The 21,862-nt window shown below is 58.9% G+C and carries 28 protein-coding genes; 16 read left to right on the top strand and 12 right to left on the bottom strand.

Annotated features, from left to right (window positions below):
- Positions 1-233: 233 nt before the first annotated feature.
- Positions 234-368: a hypothetical protein gene (locus J2751_RS15740; protein WP_280901338.1), complete on the top strand. Its 135-nt coding sequence runs from the start codon at positions 234-236 to the stop codon at positions 366-368.
- A 358-nt stretch (positions 369-726) separates the two neighbouring features.
- Here J2751_RS15740 and J2751_RS13510 read toward each other — a convergent pair whose 3' ends face one another.
- Entirely contained in the window at positions 727-2,109 is a 1,383-nt protein-coding gene (locus tag J2751_RS13510) for an ATP-binding protein (protein WP_209486778.1), read from the bottom strand.
- Positions 2,110-2,188: 79 nt separating this feature from the next.
- Positions 2,189-2,569 carry a hypothetical protein gene (locus J2751_RS13505; protein ID WP_245202805.1) on the bottom strand — a complete coding sequence of 127 codons (381 nt, stop codon included), beginning with the start codon at positions 2,567-2,569 and terminating at the stop codon, positions 2,189-2,191.
- A gap of 121 nt (positions 2,570-2,690) precedes the next feature.
- On the opposite strand from J2751_RS13505, the gene J2751_RS13500 reads away from it, so the two are divergent.
- Complete coding sequence (locus J2751_RS13500; RefSeq protein ID WP_209486776.1) at positions 2,691-3,119, top strand: helix-turn-helix domain-containing protein; 429 nt, start codon at positions 2,691-2,693, stop codon at positions 3,117-3,119.
- A 53-nt stretch (positions 3,120-3,172) separates the two neighbouring features.
- Here the strand turns inward: J2751_RS13500 and J2751_RS13495 are convergent, their stop codons facing one another.
- From J2751_RS13495 to J2751_RS13485, 3 genes are all read right to left on the bottom strand, one after another.
- Entirely contained in the window at positions 3,173-3,946 is a 774-nt protein-coding gene (locus tag J2751_RS13495; RefSeq protein ID WP_321168748.1) for a GDP-mannose 4,6-dehydratase, read from the bottom strand.
- 119 nt (positions 3,947-4,065) lie between these two features.
- A complete protein-coding gene (locus J2751_RS13490) occupies positions 4,066-4,521 on the bottom strand; it encodes a hypothetical protein (protein WP_209486774.1) in 456 nt (151 codons plus the stop codon).
- An 11-nt stretch (positions 4,522-4,532) separates the two neighbouring features.
- Positions 4,533-5,093, bottom strand: coding sequence for a DUF7342 family protein (locus J2751_RS13485; protein WP_209486772.1), 561 nt, complete (start codon positions 5,091-5,093; stop codon positions 4,533-4,535).
- 341 nt (positions 5,094-5,434) lie between these two features.
- On the opposite strand from J2751_RS13485, the gene J2751_RS13480 reads away from it, so the two are divergent.
- From J2751_RS13480 to hepT, 7 genes are all read left to right on the top strand, one after another.
- Positions 5,435-6,142, top strand: a complete 708-nt coding sequence (locus J2751_RS13480) for a DUF7437 domain-containing protein (RefSeq protein ID WP_209486770.1) — start codon at positions 5,435-5,437, stop codon at positions 6,140-6,142.
- 9 nt (positions 6,143-6,151) lie between these two features.
- Complete coding sequence (locus tag J2751_RS15735) at positions 6,152-6,283, top strand: hypothetical protein (protein WP_280901335.1); 132 nt, start codon at positions 6,152-6,154, stop codon at positions 6,281-6,283.
- Positions 6,284-6,409 (top strand): hypothetical protein, encoded by a 126-nt coding sequence (locus J2751_RS15730; protein WP_280901333.1) that lies wholly within the window; start codon positions 6,284-6,286, stop codon positions 6,407-6,409.
- Between the two features lie 48 nt (positions 6,410-6,457).
- Complete coding sequence (locus tag J2751_RS13465) at positions 6,458-6,751, top strand: DUF433 domain-containing protein (protein WP_209486768.1); 294 nt, start codon at positions 6,458-6,460, stop codon at positions 6,749-6,751.
- Positions 6,752-6,755: 4 nt separating this feature from the next.
- Entirely contained in the window at positions 6,756-7,091 is a 336-nt protein-coding gene (locus tag J2751_RS13460) for a DUF5615 family PIN-like protein (RefSeq protein ID WP_209486766.1), read from the top strand.
- Positions 7,092-7,723: 632 nt separating this feature from the next.
- Positions 7,724-8,164, top strand: coding sequence for a type VII toxin-antitoxin system MntA family adenylyltransferase antitoxin (mntA, locus tag J2751_RS13455; protein ID WP_209486764.1), 441 nt, complete (start codon positions 7,724-7,726; stop codon positions 8,162-8,164).
- Positions 8,165-8,593, top strand: a complete 429-nt coding sequence (gene hepT / locus J2751_RS13450) for a type VII toxin-antitoxin system HepT family RNase toxin (RefSeq protein WP_209486762.1) — start codon at positions 8,165-8,167, stop codon at positions 8,591-8,593.
- A gap of 27 nt (positions 8,594-8,620) precedes the next feature.
- On the opposite strand, the gene J2751_RS13445 is transcribed toward hepT, so the two are convergent.
- The 3 genes from J2751_RS13445 to J2751_RS13435 all read right to left on the bottom strand — a co-directional run bounded on the left by J2751_RS13445 (position 8,621) and on the right by J2751_RS13435 (position 9,816).
- The gene (locus tag J2751_RS13445) at positions 8,621-8,875 is read right to left on the bottom strand and encodes a UPF0175 family protein (protein ID WP_209486760.1); all 255 of its coding nucleotides are present in this window, start codon (positions 8,873-8,875) and stop codon (positions 8,621-8,623) included.
- A 55-nt stretch (positions 8,876-8,930) separates the two neighbouring features.
- Entirely contained in the window at positions 8,931-9,074 is a 144-nt protein-coding gene (locus tag J2751_RS13440; protein ID WP_245202803.1) for an NTP transferase domain-containing protein, read from the bottom strand.
- Positions 9,075-9,141: 67 nt separating this feature from the next.
- Positions 9,142-9,816 (bottom strand): aminopeptidase, encoded by a 675-nt coding sequence (locus J2751_RS13435; protein WP_209486758.1) that lies wholly within the window; start codon positions 9,814-9,816, stop codon positions 9,142-9,144.
- A gap of 115 nt (positions 9,817-9,931) precedes the next feature.
- On the opposite strand from J2751_RS13435, the gene J2751_RS13430 reads away from it, so the two are divergent.
- Entirely contained in the window at positions 9,932-10,360 is a 429-nt protein-coding gene (locus J2751_RS13430) for a helix-turn-helix domain-containing protein (protein WP_209486757.1), read from the top strand.
- A gap of 1 nt (position 10,361) precedes the next feature.
- Here the strand turns inward: J2751_RS13430 and J2751_RS13425 are convergent, their stop codons facing one another.
- Both J2751_RS13425 and J2751_RS13420 read right to left on the bottom strand, forming a co-directional pair.
- The gene (locus tag J2751_RS13425) at positions 10,362-10,805 is read right to left on the bottom strand and encodes a type II toxin-antitoxin system VapC family toxin (protein WP_209486755.1); all 444 of its coding nucleotides are present in this window, start codon (positions 10,803-10,805) and stop codon (positions 10,362-10,364) included.
- Positions 10,802-11,077 (bottom strand): hypothetical protein, encoded by a 276-nt coding sequence (locus J2751_RS13420; RefSeq protein WP_209486753.1) that lies wholly within the window; start codon positions 11,075-11,077, stop codon positions 10,802-10,804. Before J2751_RS13420 ends, J2751_RS13425 begins: the two co-directional genes overlap by 4 nt.
- 545 nt (positions 11,078-11,622) lie before the next feature.
- Between J2751_RS13420 and J2751_RS13415 the strand changes: the two genes are divergently transcribed.
- Positions 11,623-14,016, top strand: a complete 2,394-nt coding sequence (locus J2751_RS13415) for a hypothetical protein (protein ID WP_209486751.1) — start codon at positions 11,623-11,625, stop codon at positions 14,014-14,016.
- Between the two features lie 98 nt (positions 14,017-14,114).
- On the opposite strand, the gene J2751_RS13410 is transcribed toward J2751_RS13415, so the two are convergent.
- Positions 14,115-14,360 carry a hypothetical protein gene (locus J2751_RS13410; protein WP_209486749.1) on the bottom strand — a complete coding sequence of 82 codons (246 nt, stop codon included), beginning with the start codon at positions 14,358-14,360 and terminating at the stop codon, positions 14,115-14,117.
- Between the two features lie 822 nt (positions 14,361-15,182).
- On the opposite strand from J2751_RS13410, the gene J2751_RS13405 reads away from it, so the two are divergent.
- The gene (locus J2751_RS13405; RefSeq protein WP_209486747.1) at positions 15,183-16,007 is read left to right on the top strand and encodes a hypothetical protein; all 825 of its coding nucleotides are present in this window, start codon (positions 15,183-15,185) and stop codon (positions 16,005-16,007) included.
- A gap of 1,397 nt (positions 16,008-17,404) precedes the next feature.
- On the opposite strand, the gene J2751_RS13400 is transcribed toward J2751_RS13405, so the two are convergent.
- Entirely contained in the window at positions 17,405-17,848 is a 444-nt protein-coding gene (locus J2751_RS13400; protein WP_209486745.1) for a VanZ family protein, read from the bottom strand.
- A gap of 168 nt (positions 17,849-18,016) precedes the next feature.
- Here J2751_RS13400 and J2751_RS13395 point away from each other — a divergent pair, with 168 nt between their 5' ends.
- The 4 genes from J2751_RS13395 (at position 18,017) to uppS (ending at position 21,771) form a co-directional block, all read left to right on the top strand.
- Positions 18,017-19,117 carry a DUF4330 domain-containing protein gene (locus J2751_RS13395; RefSeq protein WP_209486787.1) on the top strand — a complete coding sequence of 367 codons (1,101 nt, stop codon included), beginning with the start codon at positions 18,017-18,019 and terminating at the stop codon, positions 19,115-19,117.
- A gap of 191 nt (positions 19,118-19,308) precedes the next feature.
- A complete protein-coding gene (locus J2751_RS13390; RefSeq protein ID WP_209486743.1) occupies positions 19,309-19,782 on the top strand; it encodes a hypothetical protein in 474 nt (157 codons plus the stop codon).
- 77 nt (positions 19,783-19,859) lie between these two features.
- Positions 19,860-20,687 (top strand): undecaprenyl-diphosphate phosphatase, encoded by an 828-nt coding sequence (locus J2751_RS13385; protein WP_209486742.1) that lies wholly within the window; start codon positions 19,860-19,862, stop codon positions 20,685-20,687.
- 103 nt (positions 20,688-20,790) lie between these two features.
- Entirely contained in the window at positions 20,791-21,771 is a 981-nt protein-coding gene (gene uppS, locus J2751_RS13380) for a polyprenyl diphosphate synthase (protein ID WP_209486740.1), read from the top strand.
- Positions 21,772-21,862: the final 91 nt, after the last annotated feature.

Here is a 21,862-nt window from a genome sequence, read left to right as displayed (position 1 = left end):
TGGGGTGGGACATGGGTTTCTCCAGTCATCCACGTCGAACACTTGACGGAGTGGGGCGGAATACGAGAGCTGTCCTCGATTCTCTCCAAGAACACTCGACACGGTGGGGTGGGGGATCCGACTGCTACCCTAGTGAGAAAAGCACTCGACACGGTGGGGTGTCGAACGCTTACCCCACCAACCCGTCCGCTCACGACGCTGAAAAGCGTCTAGAATCACCTCTCGGCCTCCACATGCTCGATTTTCTCCAACGGACCGACCGGAATCGTGGCGAGAGCGGCGGTCGGTACTGCAAGTATGGCCTCGATCTCGATCCAGCGATCGTCCTCGACATCAGATCCAAGATCGAAACGGAACGCGACCCGTGACACTTCGGTGGAAAGACAAACGAAACATACTCTCTCGCGTTGCTGCTGAGCGAGTGGGAATCGAAGGACTCCTGTCGGGGCCGTTTCCGAGACAGACGAAATGAGGTGTGTCCCCCATCACCGCCACCGCATGCGATCCAACCTATCGTGGTTCCATGCCAGAGGTGTCTGCTCGAACGCAAGCATCACCCAAGTCGAACATGTGACGCAGTGGGGTGTGACACGAGACCTGTCGTTGGTCGTCTCCGAGAACACTCGACACGGTGGGGTGGGGGTCTAACTGCTGTCCCAGTGAGAAAAGCACTCGACACGGTGGGGTGTCGAGCACGCACCTCCCGCTGCCCCACGGACCGCTGGCTCACCGGGTGGATTCAAACAGTGTCGCGAGTTCCGCGATCCCGTACAGAGAGGTATCGGACCGCTCGGTGACGACCGTCCGCAACTCGTCTGTGAAACCACTCCTCGAAAAGACTGCGTAGCGCACCTTCCGGTCGGCTCCCTGCCACCGGACCTCCGACTCGAGCGCCGTGAGATCGTTGAACACCCCTCGACCGACGGGCTCTGTGGTCCATTTACACTCGCCGAGTAACAGAGTGTTCGTGTCTCGGTTGACCCCGACGACGTCGATCTCCTCGCCGCCGTACCACCAACGGCCGACCCGCGAGCAGGACACGGGGAACGCCGGCGTCCGAACCGCCTGCTGACACACCGTCTCGAAGGTCCGACTCGTGTGCGTTGCGAGCGTCTCAGCGATCGCTGCCCGGACCGGTGCTGTCCGCCCCTGTTCGAGCGTTCCCCGATTGGGTGCCACGTACCGAAACCAGAACCGGAGGAAATCGTCCGTCAACCGATACAGTCCCCGGCTGTCCGGGTCCGTCACCGGATGTTCTCGATCGAGGATCGCCAACTGCGTGAGATTCTGGAGATACCGGGAGAGGCTGCTCGCGTCGCGGCCGATCTCGTTGGCAATCTCGGTGACGCGTGTCGCGCCACCGGCGATGGCTTCGAGGATCGCCATGTAGGTCGCAGGCTCCCGGAGTTCCTGTCGAAGGAGAAACTCCGGCTCCTCGTACAGGAACTCGCCTTTCGAGAGGATGGCTTGTTCGACGTTCTCGAGAAGACTCCGGTCCGTCTCGAACTGTCCGAGATACGCGGGAACGCCTCCCAGAACGCTGTAGATCTGGATCTGCGTCTCCAGATCGTCGTTCGGGAAGAACGCACGAACGTCTGCGAACGAGAGCGGAGCGAGTTCCCACTGTCCGGTTCGTCGCCCGTACAGTGGACTCTCGTAGCTCAACACTCCCTCCTCCATCATCGAAATCGATGACCCTAACAACACGAGCGAGATGTCCGTCCCTGCGAGCACGTCGTCGACAATCGTCTGAAACACTGACGGAATCGTGTCGTCCTTGTCGACGAGATATGAGAACTCGTCCAATGCCACCACACACGGGCCGTCGACGCGCGCCGTGAGGTACTGAAACGCCTCGACGAACCCATCGACATCCGGGGAGATGTCGTCAAACGTGGCAGCACACTGTGCCGCAAACCGCCGGGCGTTCTCCGTTGCGCCACGCTCGTCACAGAGATAGTAGATCGACGTGTCTTCGAGTGTGTCGAGCGCCGTCGTCACCAGCGTCGTCTTCCCGACTCGCCGTCTGCCGTATACGACGAGGAGCTGTCGCTCCGCTCGAGAGAGGTGTGACGTGAGCCACTCGAGTTCCGTCTTTCTGTTTATCATTATGTATACGATAATATTATCGTGTTCATAATAGTTGTTCGGATCGGCTGTGAGAGTCGTCCTCCCGTCTTTCTCCACCTCACGGGATCCGATCGACGGCGCTATCGAGCTCATCGAGGATCGACCATTCCACAACTCGTTCGCCCACCGCTGACTCGAGGGTGGCCAGGTGAGACGCGGCCATCCCGTTCTCGTACTGCGCTCGCTGTTCTTCCGGATCGTCATACACGCGCTTGAGAAGCCACAACGCGTCTCGCACACTCGTCTGCTGTCGATACAGGTAGCCAAGCTCCCAGACGTGGCCGCCGTCGAAGTCTTCGATCACGCCGACAACCCACGTCGCCTGCGCCGACAGTACCTCGAAGGCCGGCGCCCACAGATCGAGGTCGTCGGCGTCGAACCCGAACTCTTCTAACCGGAACGCGACGGCGTCCCGTCGCTCGCCCAACCGAGCACACACATGCCGGCGACGCTCACCGGACGCACCCGATCCGCTACCCACCACGAGATACCGACGGCTGACCCGACGGAGATCGTCAAACGGGTCTCATTTTATGATCTACCCATCCGTAGTAGTGCGTATGAACTCCCGACTGGCAGAGACGAACACGGCGGATGCCGGCGGAGAGTCCGACGGATTCGAGACATGGACGGCACTCCAGAAGGCCACTGACCAGACCCGTGCGAAGTTGATCGCAGACGTCGTCGGCCACCCACAGGGGGCTCCGAGCGTCCGAGAACTCGACTACATGAACCCTGCGCTCGGTGAGGGCGCGATCCGTCGTCACCTCGGGGTGTTACAAGACGTTGGTGTCGTTACGGAACTGGTCGTTGAGCCGGGCAACCGCGTGCGTGGCTACCCGTACAAGTTCTATCAGCTCACCTCGCAGGCCCGAGAGCTGTTCGATCGAAACGACTTGTTCCCGGCGGACGCGTGGCAGCGACAGTATGCTCGCGTCGAGAAGACCGGCGAGATCGCCGAACTCGAGGAGATGCCTCGGCCCGAGTGACTCACGCCGCCGATCCCACTCGACAGGCCCGACCCGTCTCAGACCTTATCTGCCTACGACGACCGCACCAACGGCTCGTACCACTTCCGGTTCGCTTGGTACCATTCGATGAACTCGCCGACGCCTTCCGCGATCGTCCGTGAGGGCTCGTACCCGATCAGCTCGCCGGCCTTCTCGACAGACGCGTGCGTGTGCTCGGCGTCGGCCTCACGCGCAGATTCGTATTCAATCTCCAGTTCGGGCGCCAACTGATCGCGCACCGTCTCGGCCAGCTCCTGGATCGAGATGTTGTCCGAGCTTCCGATGTTCAACACGTCGCCGTCAGCAGCATCAGACTCCAGCAGCGTTCGGTTCGCGTCCACCACGTCAGCTACATACGTGAAGTCGCGCGTCTGCTGACCGTCGCCGTAGATCACCGGCGGCTCGCCGTTGAGACATCGCGAGACGAAATTCGAGATCGCCATGTTGGGACGCATTCGCGGCCCGTACACCGTGAAGTACCGCAGACACACTGTTGACAGCCCGTGGAGCTCGGTGTACACGCGAGCCATGTGCTCCTGTGTCAGCTTCGTAACGCCGTAGGGACTCACGGGCTCGGTGGGGTGGGCCTCCTCGTAGGGCAACGAGTGCGGCTTGCCGTACACCGACGACGAACTCGCGAGGATCACCCGATCGACGTCCGCCTTCTTGGACGCCTCCAAGAGGTTTACCGTCCCGCTGACGTTGATGTCGGTCACCTTTCGGGGATTGTCCACGCTCTCGCGGACGCCCGCCTGCGCAGCCTGGTGGACGGGACGGTAGTCGCGACGAAACTGGAGCAGGCACACGAGTACACGAACGACCTCGCGGAGATGCGAGAGAGCTCGATCGAGTAGCACTGGACCGACCTCCTCCGTGATCTACAGGTGGAGCAGGCGAGTGTCTCGGAGCGTGACTCCAAGGCAGTTCACCCAGAACTGCCCACCTCGTCGTGGAGCGTCTCGACGCGTCCGCTGACGTGGTCGAGAACCGTGAACAACACGTCGAGATGATGCGAACCAAGCGGTGACGGTTCCGCGTCGCCGGCGTCCGGAGGTGGATGAACGTGTGTTCTGGGTGCGTCCGTCTTCGGATGGCGGTCCCACCGGCACTGGTAGCGAGACGTGCCACGAGTCTCGATGTAGTGGACGTAGTAGTCATTCGTGACGAACCAGTGGATATCGATCCGTGCGGTGTCGACCGCGTCGGGATACGCGGTCGCGTCGAGCGAGATCACGAGTGAGCGCGGCGAGATCGAGTCGGGTTCGAACGCCCACGAATCGACGAGGGGATGTGTCGCTGCCCGTCGGCCGAGCGTCCGCATCGTCGTCCGGTCGAGTCGACCACCGGCAGGCACGTCATCGGGGAGTGTTTCGTCCGGCATGTCCTTCCGGGTCAGGCAGACGCACCGAGGTCGCCACCATCACGTTGCCGATCGGCTGCCCGCGAGACGGCCCGCTGGAGGAGTTCGATATCGTGTCGGACCGTTCGCCACCGAGACAGCGACTCGAGTCGATCATGGACCGCTGCGTGCTCGCCGTCCTCTATCCGAGCGACCTCGACGGAATCGGGGGAGGGAACACCGAAGGAACGCTGGAGGTCAGCGTCCTCCTCGAGGAGCTGATCCAAGCGCTCCCGGAGTTCCGCATGGGTGTGTTCGTCGGCTAGCTGTTCGACGCGCTTCCACTGAAAATACGACTCGTTCCGTCGATACTCCGCCGGACGGCTCCCACGTCGGTCGACGATTCCCATCTCCGCCAGTTGGGTGAGCGCGTCTCGCGCCCCGTCAGTAGAGCAGTCCGCACGATCGGCGATCGCGCTCGCTTCCGTATAGTCCGTGACGCCGGTTATGACGTCGTACACCCGCTGAAACGTGGTTCGCTCGCGTTTCCACTGTTGTCGCGTCTCCTCACGCCCGTCCGACGACGCCGGATCCCAGGTAGAGTCCCCTGACATGCTCTTGGAGACGACCTCAACAGACATATGTCTTTGGTGGAAGAAATATATTTCCCTCACAGCGAGACCGTCTGAGAGCGACCGACTCACCGATCATGTCCGGGATCGCAGGTCGACCGTCGGTCCACGTGAGCGCATCGACGGGATTACCGGGTCCAGAAACCACGCTGGCGGGCTTCAATTTCCGAAAGCACCGTCGAGAGGACGTCACGCTAGTCGGTCGAATGTGTCGTATCGTCGCCGGGCGTGGGTGCGTCCGGTCCCGGATAGACGTGGTCACGGGCGGTGTGACAGTCGTTTGCGGCGATAGTATGAAGTACATAGACTTCGGACTAACCAGTATGACCTTCGATCACGATCGCGTTCGTTCGGACGGCGGGATCGACGCGCTGGACTCGCCACCGAGAGACGTGATGGACGAAGAAGCGCTCAAACCAGAGACACTGGCCCGGAACGCTCCGCGACTCGAGACGGTCGTTCAGCTGCTCAACAACCCAGCACTGACCCGTGTCTACGTCTACGTGTGTTACTGGGGGCCGGTTGCCCCGCCGGAGATCATGGAGGCACTCGATATCTCGAAATCGACGACCTACGAGTACGTCGATCGGCTGGTCGACCTCGGCCTCGTCGACCGTGATGACTCGACGCGCCCCCAGAAGCTGACTGCCGATCCGATCGTCATCGTCGAGCAGTACGCCCCAATCGTCATCACACCAACCGTCCTCCACGCCCTCGCGCTCCAAGAGGTCGACGAGGACATCGCGTACTTTATCGACCGCTACGGTATTGGGAAACTCATCGCAGCTTTACGGGGTGCTGGACTCCATTTCGCGGGCAAGACAACCCAGCGGATGGTCGCCGCTGATATCGACGTTCGCGAAACGGAAGCAACGATGATCATCTACGCACTCAAACCGGCACTGGCCGTTGGCCGAGACCACGATCCGTTCTTCGAGTATCTGTTCCCGGATGTGGATGACGAAATGGATCTCCCCGACCTTGAGGAAATATCTGATGCCCCGACTCACTCGTCGGATCTCGATAGGTGAGTCGGACGAATGGATACCCACGACTCGTCCGACGTCGCCGCCTCCCGTGAGCAGGTAGACGCCGAATACGATCGAACTGCCGCCAATCGGGAACGGGACCGGCGCGAGTTCATCGATCGGCTTGCGAGAGGAGACACCTAGATGGTGGACGAGGCGGTCGTCGCGACGAAACTGGAGCAGGCATACGAGTACACGAGCGATCTCGCGGAGATGCGGGGGCTCTCCAAGCGGATGTCGAGCCGTCACTTCCTCGTCTCCGCGCCCTGAGCGCCGGCGAGGCGACCGTTTATGTGGATCGGCCCGCTAGACCCGAGTATGGCACAGTCGTCCGTCCGGATCGTGAGCGAACTCCACGACGATCCGCACATCGAGGGGCGACGCGTGACGGTACGGCGGATCCGCGGACTCGTCGAAGGCGCGGGAAAGTCGGCCGAGGAGGTGGCTGCCCAGCTCGATCTAGACGTCGCTGACGTGTACGGCGCACTTGAGTACTACCACAGTCACCCTGAAGAGATGGCAGCCGCCGAGAGACGGCGAGCGGAACGCGAAGCGACGGCCCGAGAGAGTGGGGCGGTCTCAGTCGCCGAACTGACCCGTGAAGACGAGTAGCTGAATGGAATACCGGGTACTCGTCGACGAGAACACGAGTCCGCGAGTCGCGGAGTCGCTCCGTGGCAAAGGTATCAGCGCCCAACACGTCCACGAAGCACTCTCCGAAGGCGTCGACGATGACACGATCGCCACGTTCGCCCGCGAGCATGGCTCTGTCGTACTCACTCATGACCCTGACTTCCTCGATCCGGAGACACGTTCAGGCGTTCCAGTGTGCTACTACAGCGACGATACGATGGATTCCTACGACATCGCCGATCGCGTTGCAGAGCTGATCGAGTGGGTTCCGGATCCGGCCGACTTGCCACCGCTCACAAATCTGAACGACTGGGAGTGACCTCCTCCTCGCCGTAAACGGCGAGGCTTCCCACGGCACCGCACCGCTGGGTTGGGATATTTGCTGGTTGACGACTCGTCGGCGTGACGAGCCGATGGCGGGGCCACACCGCCGTTACTCCTATCCCCCGACAGGGGGACTCGGAGTTATCTTGACCGAGACACCACAGCGGTTCGAGAGGGTGTCTCGAACGTTCTGGATCTCGGAGTCCCGATATTGCGCAGTTGGGTGGGCGGTGAAACCGCCTCGGTGTATGTTATGCCACGATGTGACGCTACATACATATCCCTATCAGCGTCAGAACGTGGTCTGTGGAAGACTTGTCGGATTCACTCCCGCGGTAAACGCCGGGATTCTCTCCTCGTAGAAAGATAGATTGGTTCTCGGTACGACCGAAGATGGTTGACGTGTTCGAGACGACTGTCTTTCTCGGGTGTACTCGATGTCGACGAGCCCCTTCGGCCGGTCGTCGGTGAGATTGCTGATTTGCGTCCCTCGCCGGCAGCAGGGGTGACCGCGTCTATCGCTTCCCGTGATCTCCTACGGCTCGCGCTCGACGGCGATCGATCCGAGCCGACGGACGACCCTGATATTCACAAACGGTTTTGTCGCCCGGCACGTAGGAACGCGACATGGTGGAGTCGAATCACGGCGGGTCGGCGATCGATGGCGTGGACGTGACGGCGATCCGCCGGTATCTCGCGGAGACGGATGTCCGCTTCGCGCTCCTGTTCGGCTCCCGAGTCCAGGGGGAGACGCACGACTCGTCCGACGTCGACGTCGCCCTTCGATTCCCTGCGGAGCTATCGCCGAAAGAACGCTTCCGTCGACGGAACCGCATCGATACGGACCTCCAAGGGTATGCGGACGACTTTGTCGACGTAAGCGACATCGAGGATCTTCCCCTTCCGATCGCACGCGCAGCCCTCCAGGAAGGAGTTCGGCTGGTCGGTGACGAACGAGAGATCTCCGCCTACCGTGAGCAGATAGACGCCGAATACGATCGAACTGCCGCCGATCGGGAACGGGACCGGCGCGAGTTCATCGATCGGCTCGCGAGAGGAGACATCTAGATGGTGGACGAGGAGGTCGTCGCGACGAAACTGGAGCAGGCACACGAGTACACGAACGATCTCGCAGAGATGCGGGGCCTCTCCAAAGAGGAGTATGTTTCGGACATCGTGATACAGCGAGCAGTCGAACGAACGCTCATGAATCTGATACAGTCCTGTATCGATCTCGCGCAACACGTCCGCGCAGCGAACGATCTGTCGTCGGGTGGGACGGCGAAAGAAGAGATTCAGGCACTCGGTGAGTTGGGGATCATCTCTCGTGACACACGGCAAAAGATCGAAGAAGCCGTTGGGTTCCGAAACGTCCTCGCACATCGGTACGGAGAGGTCGACCACGACGTGGTGTATGAGGTGTTACACGAGGACCTCCATTGGTTCAAGCGATTCCAGCAGGAAGTCGCACAGTGGCTTCGGGATCGACGGTCGTGAAACGTGGTCTGTTCTCGCTCAACCAGATCAGATGTATTCTCTCGCGTACTCGACGTCGAGCGCGAGATCCTCCTCGGTGTAGTGTCGCTGCACCTCACGTTCTCCGAGGAGCCGATGGAACTCCGCCTTCGAAAGACCGGCTAGCTCTCGTGCCTTTCCGAAGGACAGATACCCCTCCCGGTACAGCGACACCGCGAGTTCCTGCCGGACGATCGGTTCGCGATCCTCCGGTGGTGCCGCGATCGCGTCCAACACGTCCGACGGGAGATCGATGCTGCTCATGTCGATGGATCCGGCGCCGTGCTACTTAGTAACGCCGTTCGTCCACTCGTCTCGATCACGACGTTTGTTGCCTTGACGCCGTCTCGAAGGCGTGCGCGAGCAGGGATCGCCCCGCCACGTCGACGAGCCCCTTCGGTCGGTCCGCCGTCAGCTCGCCGAGTCGACTGCCGCGCCCGGCGGCGGGAATGACCGTGTCCATGTCGCGTCGGTCGGCCACTCGACACCTGAATCCGTCGGTCACTCCCTTGCGTCCGCGATGACGCCTCTCACGGGATCTGCTCGACGGCGCTATCGAGTTCATCGAGCGTCGACCACTCTACGACACGGTCATCCACGGCATTCTCAAGGGCGGCCAAGTGGGACGCGGCCATCCCATTCTCGTACTGCGCCCGCTGTTCTTCCGCGTCGTCGTACACACGCTTCAGCAGCCACAACACGTCCCGCACGCTCGTCTGTTGGCGGTACAGGTAGCCAAGCTCCCAGACGTGCCCGCCGTCGAAGTCCTCGATCACGCCGATGACCCACGTCGCCTGTGCCGACAACACCTCGAAGGCCGGCGCCCACAGATCGAGGTCGTCGTCGTCAAACCCGAACTCCTCTAACCGGAACGCGACGGCGTCCCGTCGCTCGCCCAACCGAGCACACACGCGCCGTCGACGCTCACCGGACTCACCCGATCCGCTACCCACCACGAGATACCGACGGCTCGCACGCCGGACGTCGTCGAACCGGGATCCGTGGAGCCCGTCCTTGAGCCGCTGGTGTTGCTCGGGGGTGAGCGACAACGTCGCTTCATCGTGGAGCTCCTCATCTGCGATGTCGCCGATGAGACCGGTTTTTGAGTGGTGAATGGCCTCACTGACAGTATCGTCATCACGTCTTTCGCCGTCGATGTCGCCACGAACAGTACCGCGGCTGTCATCGGCATCATCGTCTGGCATTCTATGCTCCTATTCATTTTGTAGTTTGATAGTGATATTGGTTGAGTAACCACTTAACTAATCGATTGTACTCAACGACCAAGTGTTTATGCTCCACCCATTCGTAGTAGCGCGTATGAACCCCCAACTCGCAGAGACGAACACGGCGGACGCCGGTGGAGGACCCAACGGGTTCGAGGCGTGGACGGCACTCCAGAAGGCTACTGACCAGACCCGTGCGAACTTGATCGCAGATATTGTCGGCCACCCACAGGAAGCCCCGAGCGTCCGAGAGTTAGACTACATGAACCCCGCGCTCGGCGAGGATGCGATCCGTCGGCATCTCGGCGTGTTGCAGGATGTTAGCGTCGTTACGGAGCTGGTCGTTGAGCCGGGCAATCGCGTGCGTGGGTACCCGTACAAGTTCTATCAGCTCACCCCGCAGGCCCGAGAGCTGTTCGATCGAAACGACCTGTTCCCGGCAGACGCGTGGCAGCGACAGTATGCTCGCGTCGAGAAGACCGGCGAGATCTCCGAACTCGAAGAGATGCCTCGACCCGAGTGAGTTATTGGTGGAACGTTAGTGTGTCCGGAACGAGTCGGGAAACGATCCCGTCGAAGTCGTCGTCGAAACTCAACACCCCGTCTATCTCGTGATATTCGACCATCGCGACGGTCATCGCGTCGGTGAAACTGAGCTCATGGTCGGCGTACGTCTGGTGGACAGACACGGCACGATCGAAGAGCGTCGGAGACGAATAGAGTAGTTCGATGGCCGAGGGGTATCCCGCACCGCGAATACGCTGTCCCACTTCGAGCCCAGCGTCGACGTCTCCCGTCCGCCGCTGCGTCAGTGTGACCGTTTCGTCGTAGACGTAGTCGCTCGTCATCACGTGACCGTATTCCGCTGACGAAAGGACGGTATTCAACGCGTCAGTACCGACCGTGTGTCGGCTGGCGTCAGTGTCATGATGGGCGTAGAACACACCGGTGTCGACGAAGACGCTCATCCGTACAGGATATCGTCAATGTCGTCTTCCGTCGTTTCGACACCGGAAGCAATCGTCCCCTGGTTGAATTCTTCGAGTTCTGTTGCGTTCAGGGCTGTTGTTCCATCTCGGAACGAATCAACGAATTCCGAACGGGAGTCGACCGCCGATTGAATCAGGGTTGAAAGAATCTCTTGTTGGGTAATCTTCTTTCCCGTTTTGAGCCGAATCTCCGCCTGGAGCTCTTCAAGCTTAGATTTTGCGTCTTCATCCATCTTGACCGCTGATGACATACAATTGAGTTGTGTCTACAACACAGTTAATGTTTCTACTCAAATTAGAGATGATAGTTCTGAATAGCGTGTTTCGCCTTATACAGGTGTGCGGCGATTCATCCCCTCCCTACTCGCTCACTCCGTTCGCTCCTTGAGGCCGGAGGCTCCACCTCGAAACTGCTGAAAGTATCTCACTACTCTCTCGAAACCACCTAACTACCGGGTCAGATCACCGACATCAGCACCCACCTTTGTGAGATACACCTCGTGGTCCCACACTCAGGTATCACAGAACCTCGGCTTTATCAACCAACTCTGTGCTGTCTCTCATCCCCGATATTTTGAGGCCAACTGTTAATTCATATGCCAAATTTGACACAGACACATAACGTGAGCACCGAACCGAGCGAATTCCCCGAAACCAGCACTCCAACGTGAACCAAACACCACGAAACCCACCATCCACCCACCGAATCGACATAGATAGCGACACCACCCTCCGCGCAAGCCCCCCAACAGGCCTCCACGCTACCGACCTCCCTCCAACCTCACCCTACTAACTAATGGCAACAACCCCAGAACCCTCCCAAAACGATTCCGACCCACAAGACGATTCAGAAGACAAATCAGAAGATTCTGCAACCCAAGACACCCTTCCAGATGAGAGGTTCGGGCCCAGCACACGCGCTCGATTCACATCACCCAAAGACAAGCCCCAACGAGAATCCGCCTTTCGGATTCGACTCCCCATCATCAAAGACGAGTTCGAAACGCTCCCCGATTACATCCGCGGGTGTATCACTCAAGTCATCGAAGAAGCCCGCAAGGAAACCGCCGGTGGAATCAAGCAGTTCGAAGTACTCCAGTACCCTGGTCCGGTTGGCTTAGAGCTCATCTTAAGCATCGAGCCGAAACAAAATGACGCCCGAAGTACCAACCAGAGCACGATCGGCAGTTTTAGAAAAAGGACCCATCTGCCGGGCGTCAACAAAATCACCAAAGCGATTCAAAAATACGTTCCAGAGGAATGTACCGTCGAACGTGGGACCCTTGACCTCTCTCCACTCGGTAACACCCCAGTCAACGCGTCTCGGCTTCATCTCACTGAAGATCACGTCACCAATCCCGTTGGCACGAGCGGTGTCGACGTGCTGGCGACGACGTTTGAGACACTGCGTGAACACTCGGTCGCATTCTTGTATCAAACACTCTTTACACCAGCAGAGAATGGCCAGTATACTGCCGCCGTTCGACTTGCGACGTACCCACCACAGTTCGTCTTTACCGGCAAAGAGGGCTTCGCCGAGATCGCTGAACGCGGCCACCCATTTGATCTGGCGACGACGTTCAGCAAGTACAACTTCACGTCCAACTTTCGGGGACTTACTGACCGGTACTGGGAGACCGAGTATACCGAGAAAATCAATGGTGAGCCCGTAGCTAGCGCAAGCTACACTGACGAGATGGTAACAGCGCGCAAATCAAAAGCGAGGGCACGGCGTGAAGCGAACCAGGTGAAAGACATCGTGCTTGGCAAATCTGATTACTGGCACATGCTGTCTGCGAACGCAACGTGGGACACACTGCTCAAAAAAGAACTCAACCGCTTTGCCCGATTCAAACTCACGGGACCGTTCTTGCCACAACTCACGGGCCTTGTTCGATTACGCTGGGAGACGAACCCGTGGGCGGTCGTTCCAGGACGTGACGCGCCCACGTTCTACACAGAAGAGATACTCAACACATACGGCTCAACGGCGCCAAACTATGGCGAAGATGATGAGTTCATCCCTGTCCCCGACGAGACGCTCGCAAACACCGGCAGCATTGAACACCACGGACACGTCCAGTCGATTATTGACATCTTCACCGAAGGCGGCGATGAGATTTACGAAATCACCCAGAACAGCAAGTCGCTGCCGGATATCGAACTCCACACAGAGAGCGGTGAGATTAGTACGATCCCGCTGACTGTCGACGCCTCATACGTCTCTGTTGAGGCTGAACTCAATAACAAAACAAAAGCGACGACCACACTCGTCAACGCTGACCGCGCCTACGCCATGGGCCGGCACGTCATCTTCGTCTATGATTCATTCAAAAGCGCAAACCGGGGCTTTACTCACCTCAGTCAGCCGTACAACGACACCCTCTCAGACCGAGATGATGGCGGTGTTCGGCTGTACAACCGTACAAGGCCAGTGCGGTGTCCCGACAATCGAATTCCGGTGATGAAAGGCAGCATCTCAACGACCTGGGAGCTGTTTGGTCGCGACCGCATTGTCGCCCACGTCAACGGCGAGCGTATCGCGGGCGGCGCACCCGGCGGCGACGTCGGTGAGTTCTCGTGGGATACCAACTTCTACCAGGAGGTCGACGGCGTCCATCGCGTCGAGGATGAAGACGGAGCGGTCATTGAGACGTACAACAAAAAAGAGACGTTCACTTCAGAGTGGACGAAGATCAGCCTCCCACACATTCCCATTTGTGGTAACTACCTTCATTTCGCGACAGTTGCGTACCGTACCGAAGAGGGTGGTATTGACGTCTACTTCGACCCTCCAAGCTGGGATACGCCTGACAGCGTCGGCAAGATGAATCGACACCGGGGCTGTCTCGAAGCGTTCGCCGATCAGCTCATCTGTGAACGCGAAGACGCGCGCATCTCGTCGGGAGCACTCCAAACGTGGGCCCAACATTACTACACAGCCTCCTCAACACACGACACCCCACCGGGATCGATCATCGTCCAAGCACTCCCCGACGAGATCAAAGACGCAAAGAAAGGCGGAACCAACAACCGGAATCCGCACTACCCAGGATACGACTGGGTTATTCCCCCAGAGATCGACACGCCCCATCGCCCAGGCGTTGAAGAGGGACTCACCGACCTCACCGAAACCCTCACAGAGACGTCGGTGGCCGACGTCGAAATCGACGCAGACGAGGCGGAATGAAACACATCGCAACGGGTAGTCATCCCGCTGCGCCATGGCCTGCTGTCGAGTTCGTCACCACGAGCAAGTCACCATCTGGATACCATGGGACGCCCATCTCACGACTCCTCGCGCGGGTGATCTATCGGGCGCTTTTCGACGAACACCTCAACGCTGTCACATTGCTCGCGGTCTCTGGACACCATCGTGAGCGGTATCTGCTCCGCTCGCGACCGACCACACACTCGGACGCGAGCACTGAGACGCTCGCCAGCATTGCCAACGATGAACTCCCACTCGACGTCGGCATCACGATCGTCGAGGTCGACCCAGCACCACTCGGCAACACACCCGTTCCTGTCCACCGACTACTCACAACACGCGATCACCCAGTCGAGCGCGCCCGGACGTCGACGCCAACACCAGTCGAACAACTCCTCAAGATCGCCGCCGGTATTCGGCCACATGCTATCCAACTCATTGTCGGTCGATTCGAGAGTGAGTGTGTTGAAGTGAGCCTCCGCATCGCAGATTTTTCACCTGACGTGGCCACCCACACGGCTGCGGGTGACGCCCAATACCATCAGGATGCGCCTGATATGACAGCCCCCTTTGACGCATTTAATCTCACGACGAACCGTGAGCTCATCTTCGAACACGGCTGGGAACACCACACAGAAACCCGCCTGTCTGGGCCACCCGCTCCGATGGTGACACACGAGCATGGAGCGGCTACAAAAGTCTCCACGATTGCGTCTGCTCGTACGCTCTCACGGACCCCAACAGAGTATGAGGCGTTGTTCTATGACCAACCACCTGCGGCCCCACTCACGTCGACGTACGCCCAACATGGCGTTCTCCCATGGATTCGGCTCGATACAGAACTCTTGCCAGAATTTTGTGGGCTGCGAGAACAAACGTACCACGTCTCGCCGTGGGACAATTTCGGTCGCGCACCACCACGAATCACCCCTCAGTACACCCTTCGGAAGCCACAGCCACCGGCAGCGTCGCCACCGCCATCGGCGCCCATTCCGACCGCTGCGGAACTCGAGATTGCGAGTTCACTTGGTCGAACCGCCCTCAAGTGGGTCCGTGAACAGGGTGGGAACATCACCGACGACCGCTCCAGTCCGTTCGAGGACTTCACCGCGGTGTACCCAGACCGGACGCATCGCTGTGTCATTGTGACGGACCCACAGTTCGTGCGTGGCGACTTGGTTGCGGTCGCCGCTGATGTTCATCAGTCATCGACAACTGATCGGCTCACGGTCTTCACAGACGCAACCGAAGTCGCTGCTCGCGCACGGAACTGTCTCCAACAGCCGTTTGCGATCACCGCCGCCGGGACAACGCGATTGTACGAGCAATCAACATCCATCCGTGAAGACATCGTCACGGCCGTACAGCGCCGCACGACTGATTGTGAGTGGATTCTCTCCCCGGATGGCGAGTTGGTGTACTACCACAACGGGAACGCATCCCTGAGCTGTTCTCGCGACGTCGCGTTCAACACGCTTGTGTCTGGGTTCCCACGGGCATACCAACAAGGTGGGAAGATTATCGTCTCGAACGCTGCCGGCGACAACCATCTCTCATACGAGACACGCAACGCGTTTTTCGAGGCGTTTGAGTTTGTTCGCCCGCCAGCCGTTCCCACTTGGCTTGCCGCTGGCCTCGAGTTCGGTACGGTCCTCACCCAAGAGGGTACTGGCCTGCGTGAATACCGCGTCCAAGCCTCGTGGGATCGCCCGCGGCTACCCACCCGAGATCTGGATGCCGCGACCGCGTTTTTCGCCACCTACACAGTCTCTGATTCTGATACGTCACTCGCAGTTTCGGCCGTCGAAGCCGAGTTTATTGCGTGGATTCGCCATCAATCTGAAGAACCAATATCGGGGTCGTTCGCCACCAATCTGAAGAGCCGATTTCCCGGAAGCCTGTCAGATCTCTATGTCGATGAGCTCCCGGGTCGAACGTGGCGATACCCGTTCGAGACATCAGGGAGGTAGACGAAAATGACGCCACGTGTGTGGTTCTTGTTTGTGGTACGCTCATTATCGTATGATCGTTGATTGGTTCTAGATCGCATATCTTCAGCTACGCATCCGCTAGCACTGTGTCGGATCACGTCGTCAATAAGCCCAGATCGTGGATGAGTGGGATCGATGAGTGGGGGAGAATGAAAATGAGGGGCATGAGGGGGTAATGAGAGGGTCTAATCGAAGGACGTGAGCGACATGATGGGGTCACCGACACGACTGATAATAGTAATAATAACCCCCCAACCAATGGTTGATCAGAGACCAGCGGAACCACTCTCAGGACGGAGCCAGAAAGCATCTAAGTTCTCCGTTCAGAGTCAGAAGCGATCCATCTCTAGTGACTCTCTACGTGGAGTTGTAGTCTCTATGATCTGATTATTTCTCGTATATCGCGTAGCCTCCGTTTTTTGAGGATTCACTTTTTGCCAACAGACTCAGTAGCACGGACATTTGGATCGACGAGTAGATGACGATCTCTACAGAATCTGAGAGGTATATTCTGGCCTCAAAATCTAGAGTTTATTGGACTGATACTCTCTTGAGAACCGAGTCGAAAAAGAGGGGCTGACGCAACTGGAAAAGATATCTATGAAATATGAGAGTATCTCTCCAGTAGACGAGCAGTTTTCCCAGACATGGGGATCGCCAGTCCTGTCCGTCCACCGCTTCGACAGCGCAGCAGAGAGGGTTCGTGGAGTGACTCCGAGGTGAATTCTTCTGGCTTGCTAGTGGGGTCGACGTCGCGACGAGGAGTGAAATCCCCCACCCTACTTGCTCGCGACACTTGCTCTGTGAGGCCGGAGGATCCACCTTGTTAGGCTGAACATGGTACCTTCGTCTTGGGTGTGCGTACTGTGTCGCCAGGAGTCGACGACACTGCGATCCCGATATGAATTTTCCTGCCTCCGGGCCGGGAGATGTCGATACTGGGCTCACAGCCGTAGTGAGTTGGTGGTTATTATTACTATTATCAGTCGTATCTGAATCCGCTAACTGCCTCACGTCATGCGATTTTCAGCGATATACCCCTCACCTAAGTTTGTTGTAAGTTTTGTCCCACTAATTGACCCCCTCATTGAATATAGTGTATAAAAGCCCGCAAAACGCCTCAAATCGTGAGTTCTTGTGCGGCCAGCCGACCGGTCTGTGAGCTAATGTGTCGAGTAAATTAGGGCAAAAAGTCACAAGAGTGATCGGTGGTGTCGCTTCCAGCGATCAATTCGGATTCGTACTGCTTGGTGACGAGCACGTACATGCTAGGTGATTCGTCCGTCCGCTTAACCAGTCATGATCCATGTGTCGGACGCGATCGTTCGCTCCCTGCGACCGGAGACGGCTGGGTGTGATCGCCCTGTTTCACGGCCTCACTGAACGGGCACTTCGAGATCACTGACTGCTCGTGCCTGATAGAATCGGACGTATCGCGTCAGTCCGCGCCACATCCCCACCGCGATCACGGCGCCGACCGCGTTGACGATCATATCTGCGATCGCGAAAGTTCGATCTGGGAGTCCCGCCTGAAGCAGTTCGATACTCACACCGTATCCGACAGTGAGCAGAAACACCGCAAGCAGGACCTGCCAGTCGGGCCGCAACGAGTCGTGAAACGCGTATGCGAGCGTCACCGCCAGCCCAGCATACGCGAGCAGGTGGAGCCAGTCAGAGAACGGAACGAGTCCGAGCGGCCCTGTGCGGAACGAACCGCTCCCCGGTGCGGGGACAACGGAGTAATATAAAATTACAGCCGCGACGGTGATCACTGCCGATACGCGGAGCCACCGTGGGACGAGGGGCAGTCGGACAGACACGAATCGTGTAGTACTCGAGAGCGGTCGTGTCTAAAGTCATCGACACAGACAAATTCGGAACGCCAACTCTCTCCCTCGCGAAGATACGGACCTGTCTCGTGTACTCCGGTAACGTTTTACTTCACGGTAGGCGTCATCAGTACAATGCCAGAGACGGGGGAATCACCGATGGAACTGATCGACGATGAGGGCAATCTCTTCGGCATCGTCAATGTCGTCGATGCCTTGGTCGTTCTGCTGGTCCTCGCCGTCGGGGTTGCGGGCGTCGCGCTCGTGTTCAGTGGCGACGACGAGCCCGCCCCCGACATCGAGACCACACACGCAACGCTCGATCTCGGGTCTCAGCCGGCCTACGTCGTTGACGCGATCAACGAGGGCGACACGCACGCCCCTGACGGTAACTCGGAACTCACGATCACGGACGTCCATCTGACGCCACGGGGTAGCGACATCGGTGTGACGCTCCGTGTCGAACTCGAAGGCGAGGTCACCGATGGTGGGGCGATCGGCTACGCGAACGCACCACCGCGCCTCGGTCGAACCCTCGCGATCGAAACGCCCCGCTACGAGGTTGATGGGCAGATCCGTGAGGTCGGCGACGACGACGCGCTCGACCGCGCGGAGACGACCGCCATCGTCAGTGATACCCTCGATGCCGAGACGGCCGAGGGCGTGACACCGGGAGACGAGGTTCGGCTTGCGGGCCGGACCGTCGCGACCATCCAGGACACGGTCACGTACGCGACGAACGATCCGGACCAGTCTCGACTGTTCGCGGAAGTGACGGTTGACGCCCATCGTGAGGGAGAGACTGAACGCTTCGGTGACAACCCCGTCCGCCGCGGCCAAGGTCTCACACTACCCACGAGTGAGTATACTATTGACGGGACCATAGAGCGTGTCGACGGCGATCTTCAGCTGGGTGAAACGACCACCCGAACGGTGACTCTTCGAATGGATGAAGTCCGGGAGGACACCGCCGAGTCCATCCGGCCAGGAATGCGTGAAGGTCCCGTAGACGACCCTATCGCGGATATCACCGCCGTCGACGTCGAGCCGTCGATCATCATCGCGACGGGTGAAGACGCCACCGTCAACGTCGTCGACCATCCGGTCAACCGCGACGTGACGATCACTGCCGATCTCCAAGTTCGCGAGACGCCGAGTGGCGTCCGATTTAAAGGCGAATCCCTACGAAGCGGCTCGACCGTTACCCTCGATCTCGGGACGATCATCGTTGACGCCGAGGTGGTGAGCGTCAGCGGATGACCGGACAGTCGGCGGACGACGGTTCTCTCTCTACGTCTCCCGAAAACCCATCCGGGAACGACGATTCGAACGGGCGCTACAACTCAACAATCGTTACCGCGACCCGGTCCGTCGGACGGCGCGTCGTATCAGCGGTCCGCGCCTCCCTGATTTATCGGTGGCTAACGGCCGAACCGGACCCGGAGGTGATCGTGATTGATCTCCGTGACACGCGGACGGTCGGACCGTTCCTCCGCGTCCTCGACAGGGTCGTCGCCACGCTTGCTGACACCGCGGGCAACTCACGGATCGTTGCTGTTGGCAGGGCAGGGTACGGGTCTGCCCTCGCGGTACCCCTCCGTGTTGGCGGTCTCGCAGTGACGCTCCTCGGACTCGTTGTCAGCCTGCGGAGCGTACTCGGTGAAATCACGACGATCGGTGTGGGAATCGGCCTCGGCCTAGTCCTCGCCGGGCTGGTGGCCATGCGGGACGACCGCGACTGGGACACGCTTCGAGCAACGCGACCCGTTGAGATTGCGATCGCTGCCTTCGAGCCGCCGGAACCACCTAACCGAACGGATCGACCGGAGCCGCCCCAGCAGCCGGAGCCGAAGGGCCTGACAGGGAGCGACGAGAACGAGGAACGCGACACTGAGACGGGCCAAGGGACGGACGACGAAAAGTAACGGAAGTCGCCGAATTACCTGCTCTGGTCGCCCCGGATCGCCGCTGCTTAAGTACTCGGATCGTCCCACTACGTGTAGTGACTACCACCGATCTTGTCGTTGCGATTCTCGCGGGGATCGTTCAGGGGATAGTCGAATGGCTTCCCGTCTCCAGTCAGGGGAACCTCGCGCTCTTTTTATCGCTCGTGAACGTCGAGCCCGATGTCGCGCTCCAGCTCGCGCTGTTCTTACAGGTCGGAACGACGCTCTCAGCGGCGACGTACTACCGTGAGGACATTCGAATCGCCGCGGAAGCACTCCCGGGCTGGCGACCTGATGAGGCGTATGTGGAGGACAACGCCCTCGTAAGCTACATTCTCGTCGCCTGTCTCATGACGGGGCTCGTCGGGATCCCGCTGTACGTGTTCGCCGTCGACCTCGCCGGGCAGCTGACGGGTGGCGTATTTATCGCTGCGATCGGCGTTCTCTTGATACTCACCGGCGTTCTCCAGCTCGCCTCGGAATCAGTCTCGCTCGGGGTTCGCGAGACGCCGACGCTGTTGGATTCCGTCCTCGTCGGCGCGACACAGGGGATCGCGATCCTCCCGGGCATCTCTCGATCGGGAGTGACGACGAGCGCGCTGCTGTTCCGCAGTTACGACCCACCCGCGGCGTTCCGACTCTCGTTCATTCTCTCCATTCCTGCGAGCCTCGGGGGCGCAGCGCTCACCGTCCTCGGCGCGGGCGGGCTTCCGGGAATCAGCCCGACGGCGGCGTTTGTCGCGCTCGGCGTCAGCGCACTCGTTGGGTATGTTACCATCGATACGCTGATGCGCGTGGTCGACCGCATTCCCTTCTGGGTCGTCTGTTTCGGCCTTGGTGGCCTCGCGATTGTTGGCGGTGGCGTCGTCTCGGTCGTCGTGTGAACTACCCTGCCTACTCGCCGCCTTCGGCGGCTCCTTGAGGAAGGGGGCTTAGTCAGGCTCCAGACGAAATGGTTTTAATATCGATGATAGTAACATAGATGTTGTGCTCGGAAAAATACGACGTCGGTTCCGCCGAGCGTATTTATATGAACTGAAACGGCGGATTGAGGAACCACCAGACCACGTCGCGATCATCCAAGATGGGAACCGGCGGTATGCTGAGCAGCACGGAATGGAGCCGTCTGACGGACACGTCGAAGGAGCAGACACCACAGAAGATGTGCTCCATTGGTGTCAAGAAGTTGGTATTAAAGAAGTCACTCTGTACGCATTTTCAACGGAAAATTTCGATCGTCCAGATCACGAATTACAGGAGCTTTTTGAACTGCTCACCGAGAAGCTGTATAGTTTTGCCGACGCTGATATCGTCCACGATGAGCAGATCAATATTCGCGGGCTGGGCGATCTGAATCAACTACCACAACGGGTGATTGATGCTGTTCGGTATGCCGAAGCAGAAACAGCTCAGTATTCAGATTTACAACTCAATATTGCACTCGCGTACGGTGGCCGGAATGAACTGCTCAAAACAGCACGGGAGCTCGCTAGCGATGTGGCAGACAACAAGCTATCGCCCGACGACATCACTGTCAGCGAGGTCGAAGACCGACTCTACGAAGATCCAATCCGTGACGTTGACCTCGTGATTCGAAGCGGCGGTGATAAACGAACTTCAAATTTCCTCCCGTGGCATGCGAACGGCAATGAAGCCGCAGTGTACTTTTGTACGCCGTATTGGCCTGAGTTCGACAAACCCGACTTTTTTCGCGCGATTCGGACGTACGAATCCCGTAAAGAATCATGGCAAAAAGAGCAAGTTGAACGCACCGTCTCACTCATCAATGCGCTTGTCGTCTCAGAGTACAAAGAGCATGAGAATACAATTCGGCGACTTCGACAGCAGATACGTGGTGACACAGATACACCCACACGCACCGATCTCAATTCGTCAGTTTCCACCGATAATCAGCATCTAGAGACTGAGACAACAAATACAGAGACGTTGACCACCTCCCGCAAGTGAACTACCCCACCCTACTCAGCCGCTGGTGCGGCTTCCTTGAGGGTGGGGCTTCCTGCTTCTATGACGCGCTTTGCAGACACCGAATGGGTGT

Source organism: Halorubrum alkaliphilum, assembly GCF_017873815.1.
In the GTDB taxonomy this organism is placed as follows: Archaea; Halobacteriota; Halobacteria; order Halobacteriales; family Haloferacaceae; genus Halorubrum; species Halorubrum alkaliphilum.
The sequence above is the reverse complement of the archived record's forward strand: the minus strand, read 5'-3'. Positions and strand labels throughout refer to the sequence as shown.

Excerpts from the sequence above, each read along its gene's own strand:
- J2751_RS15740 (WP_280901338.1), top strand. The coding sequence starts at position 234 with ATGCTCGATTTTCTCCAACGGACCGACCGGAATCGTGGCGAGAGCGGC.
- J2751_RS13510 (WP_209486778.1), bottom strand. The coding sequence starts at position 2,109 with ATGATAAACAGAAAGACGGAACTCGAGTGGCTCACGTCACACCTCTCT.
- J2751_RS13500 (WP_209486776.1), top strand. The coding sequence starts at position 2,691 with ATGAACTCCCGACTGGCAGAGACGAACACGGCGGATGCCGGCGGAGAG.
- J2751_RS13490 (WP_209486774.1), bottom strand. The coding sequence starts at position 4,521 with ATGCCGGACGAAACACTCCCCGATGACGTGCCTGCCGGTGGTCGACTC.
- J2751_RS13485 (WP_209486772.1), bottom strand. The coding sequence starts at position 5,093 with ATGTCAGGGGACTCTACCTGGGATCCGGCGTCGTCGGACGGGCGTGAG.
- J2751_RS13480 (WP_209486770.1), top strand. The coding sequence starts at position 5,435 with ATGACCTTCGATCACGATCGCGTTCGTTCGGACGGCGGGATCGACGCG.
- J2751_RS15735 (WP_280901335.1), top strand. The coding sequence starts at position 6,152 with ATGGATACCCACGACTCGTCCGACGTCGCCGCCTCCCGTGAGCAGGTA.
- J2751_RS15730 (WP_280901333.1), top strand. The coding sequence starts at position 6,284 with ATGGTGGACGAGGCGGTCGTCGCGACGAAACTGGAGCAGGCATACGAG.
- J2751_RS13465 (WP_209486768.1), top strand. The coding sequence starts at position 6,458 with ATGGCACAGTCGTCCGTCCGGATCGTGAGCGAACTCCACGACGATCCG.
- J2751_RS13460 (WP_209486766.1), top strand. The coding sequence starts at position 6,756 with ATGGAATACCGGGTACTCGTCGACGAGAACACGAGTCCGCGAGTCGCG.
- mntA (WP_209486764.1), top strand. The coding sequence starts at position 7,724 with ATGGTGGAGTCGAATCACGGCGGGTCGGCGATCGATGGCGTGGACGTG.
- hepT (WP_209486762.1), top strand. The coding sequence starts at position 8,165 with ATGGTGGACGAGGAGGTCGTCGCGACGAAACTGGAGCAGGCACACGAG.
- J2751_RS13445 (WP_209486760.1), bottom strand. The coding sequence starts at position 8,875 with ATGAGCAGCATCGATCTCCCGTCGGACGTGTTGGACGCGATCGCGGCA.
- J2751_RS13440 (WP_245202803.1), bottom strand. The coding sequence starts at position 9,074 with ATGGACACGGTCATTCCCGCCGCCGGGCGCGGCAGTCGACTCGGCGAG.
- J2751_RS13435 (WP_209486758.1), bottom strand. The coding sequence starts at position 9,816 with ATGCCAGACGATGATGCCGATGACAGCCGCGGTACTGTTCGTGGCGAC.
- J2751_RS13430 (WP_209486757.1), top strand. The coding sequence starts at position 9,932 with ATGAACCCCCAACTCGCAGAGACGAACACGGCGGACGCCGGTGGAGGA.
- J2751_RS13425 (WP_209486755.1), bottom strand. The coding sequence starts at position 10,805 with ATGAGCGTCTTCGTCGACACCGGTGTGTTCTACGCCCATCATGACACT.
- J2751_RS13420 (WP_209486753.1), bottom strand. The coding sequence starts at position 11,077 with ATGTCATCAGCGGTCAAGATGGATGAAGACGCAAAATCTAAGCTTGAA.
- J2751_RS13415 (WP_209486751.1), top strand. The coding sequence starts at position 11,623 with ATGGCAACAACCCCAGAACCCTCCCAAAACGATTCCGACCCACAAGAC.
- J2751_RS13395 (WP_209486787.1), top strand. The coding sequence starts at position 18,017 with ATGGAACTGATCGACGATGAGGGCAATCTCTTCGGCATCGTCAATGTC.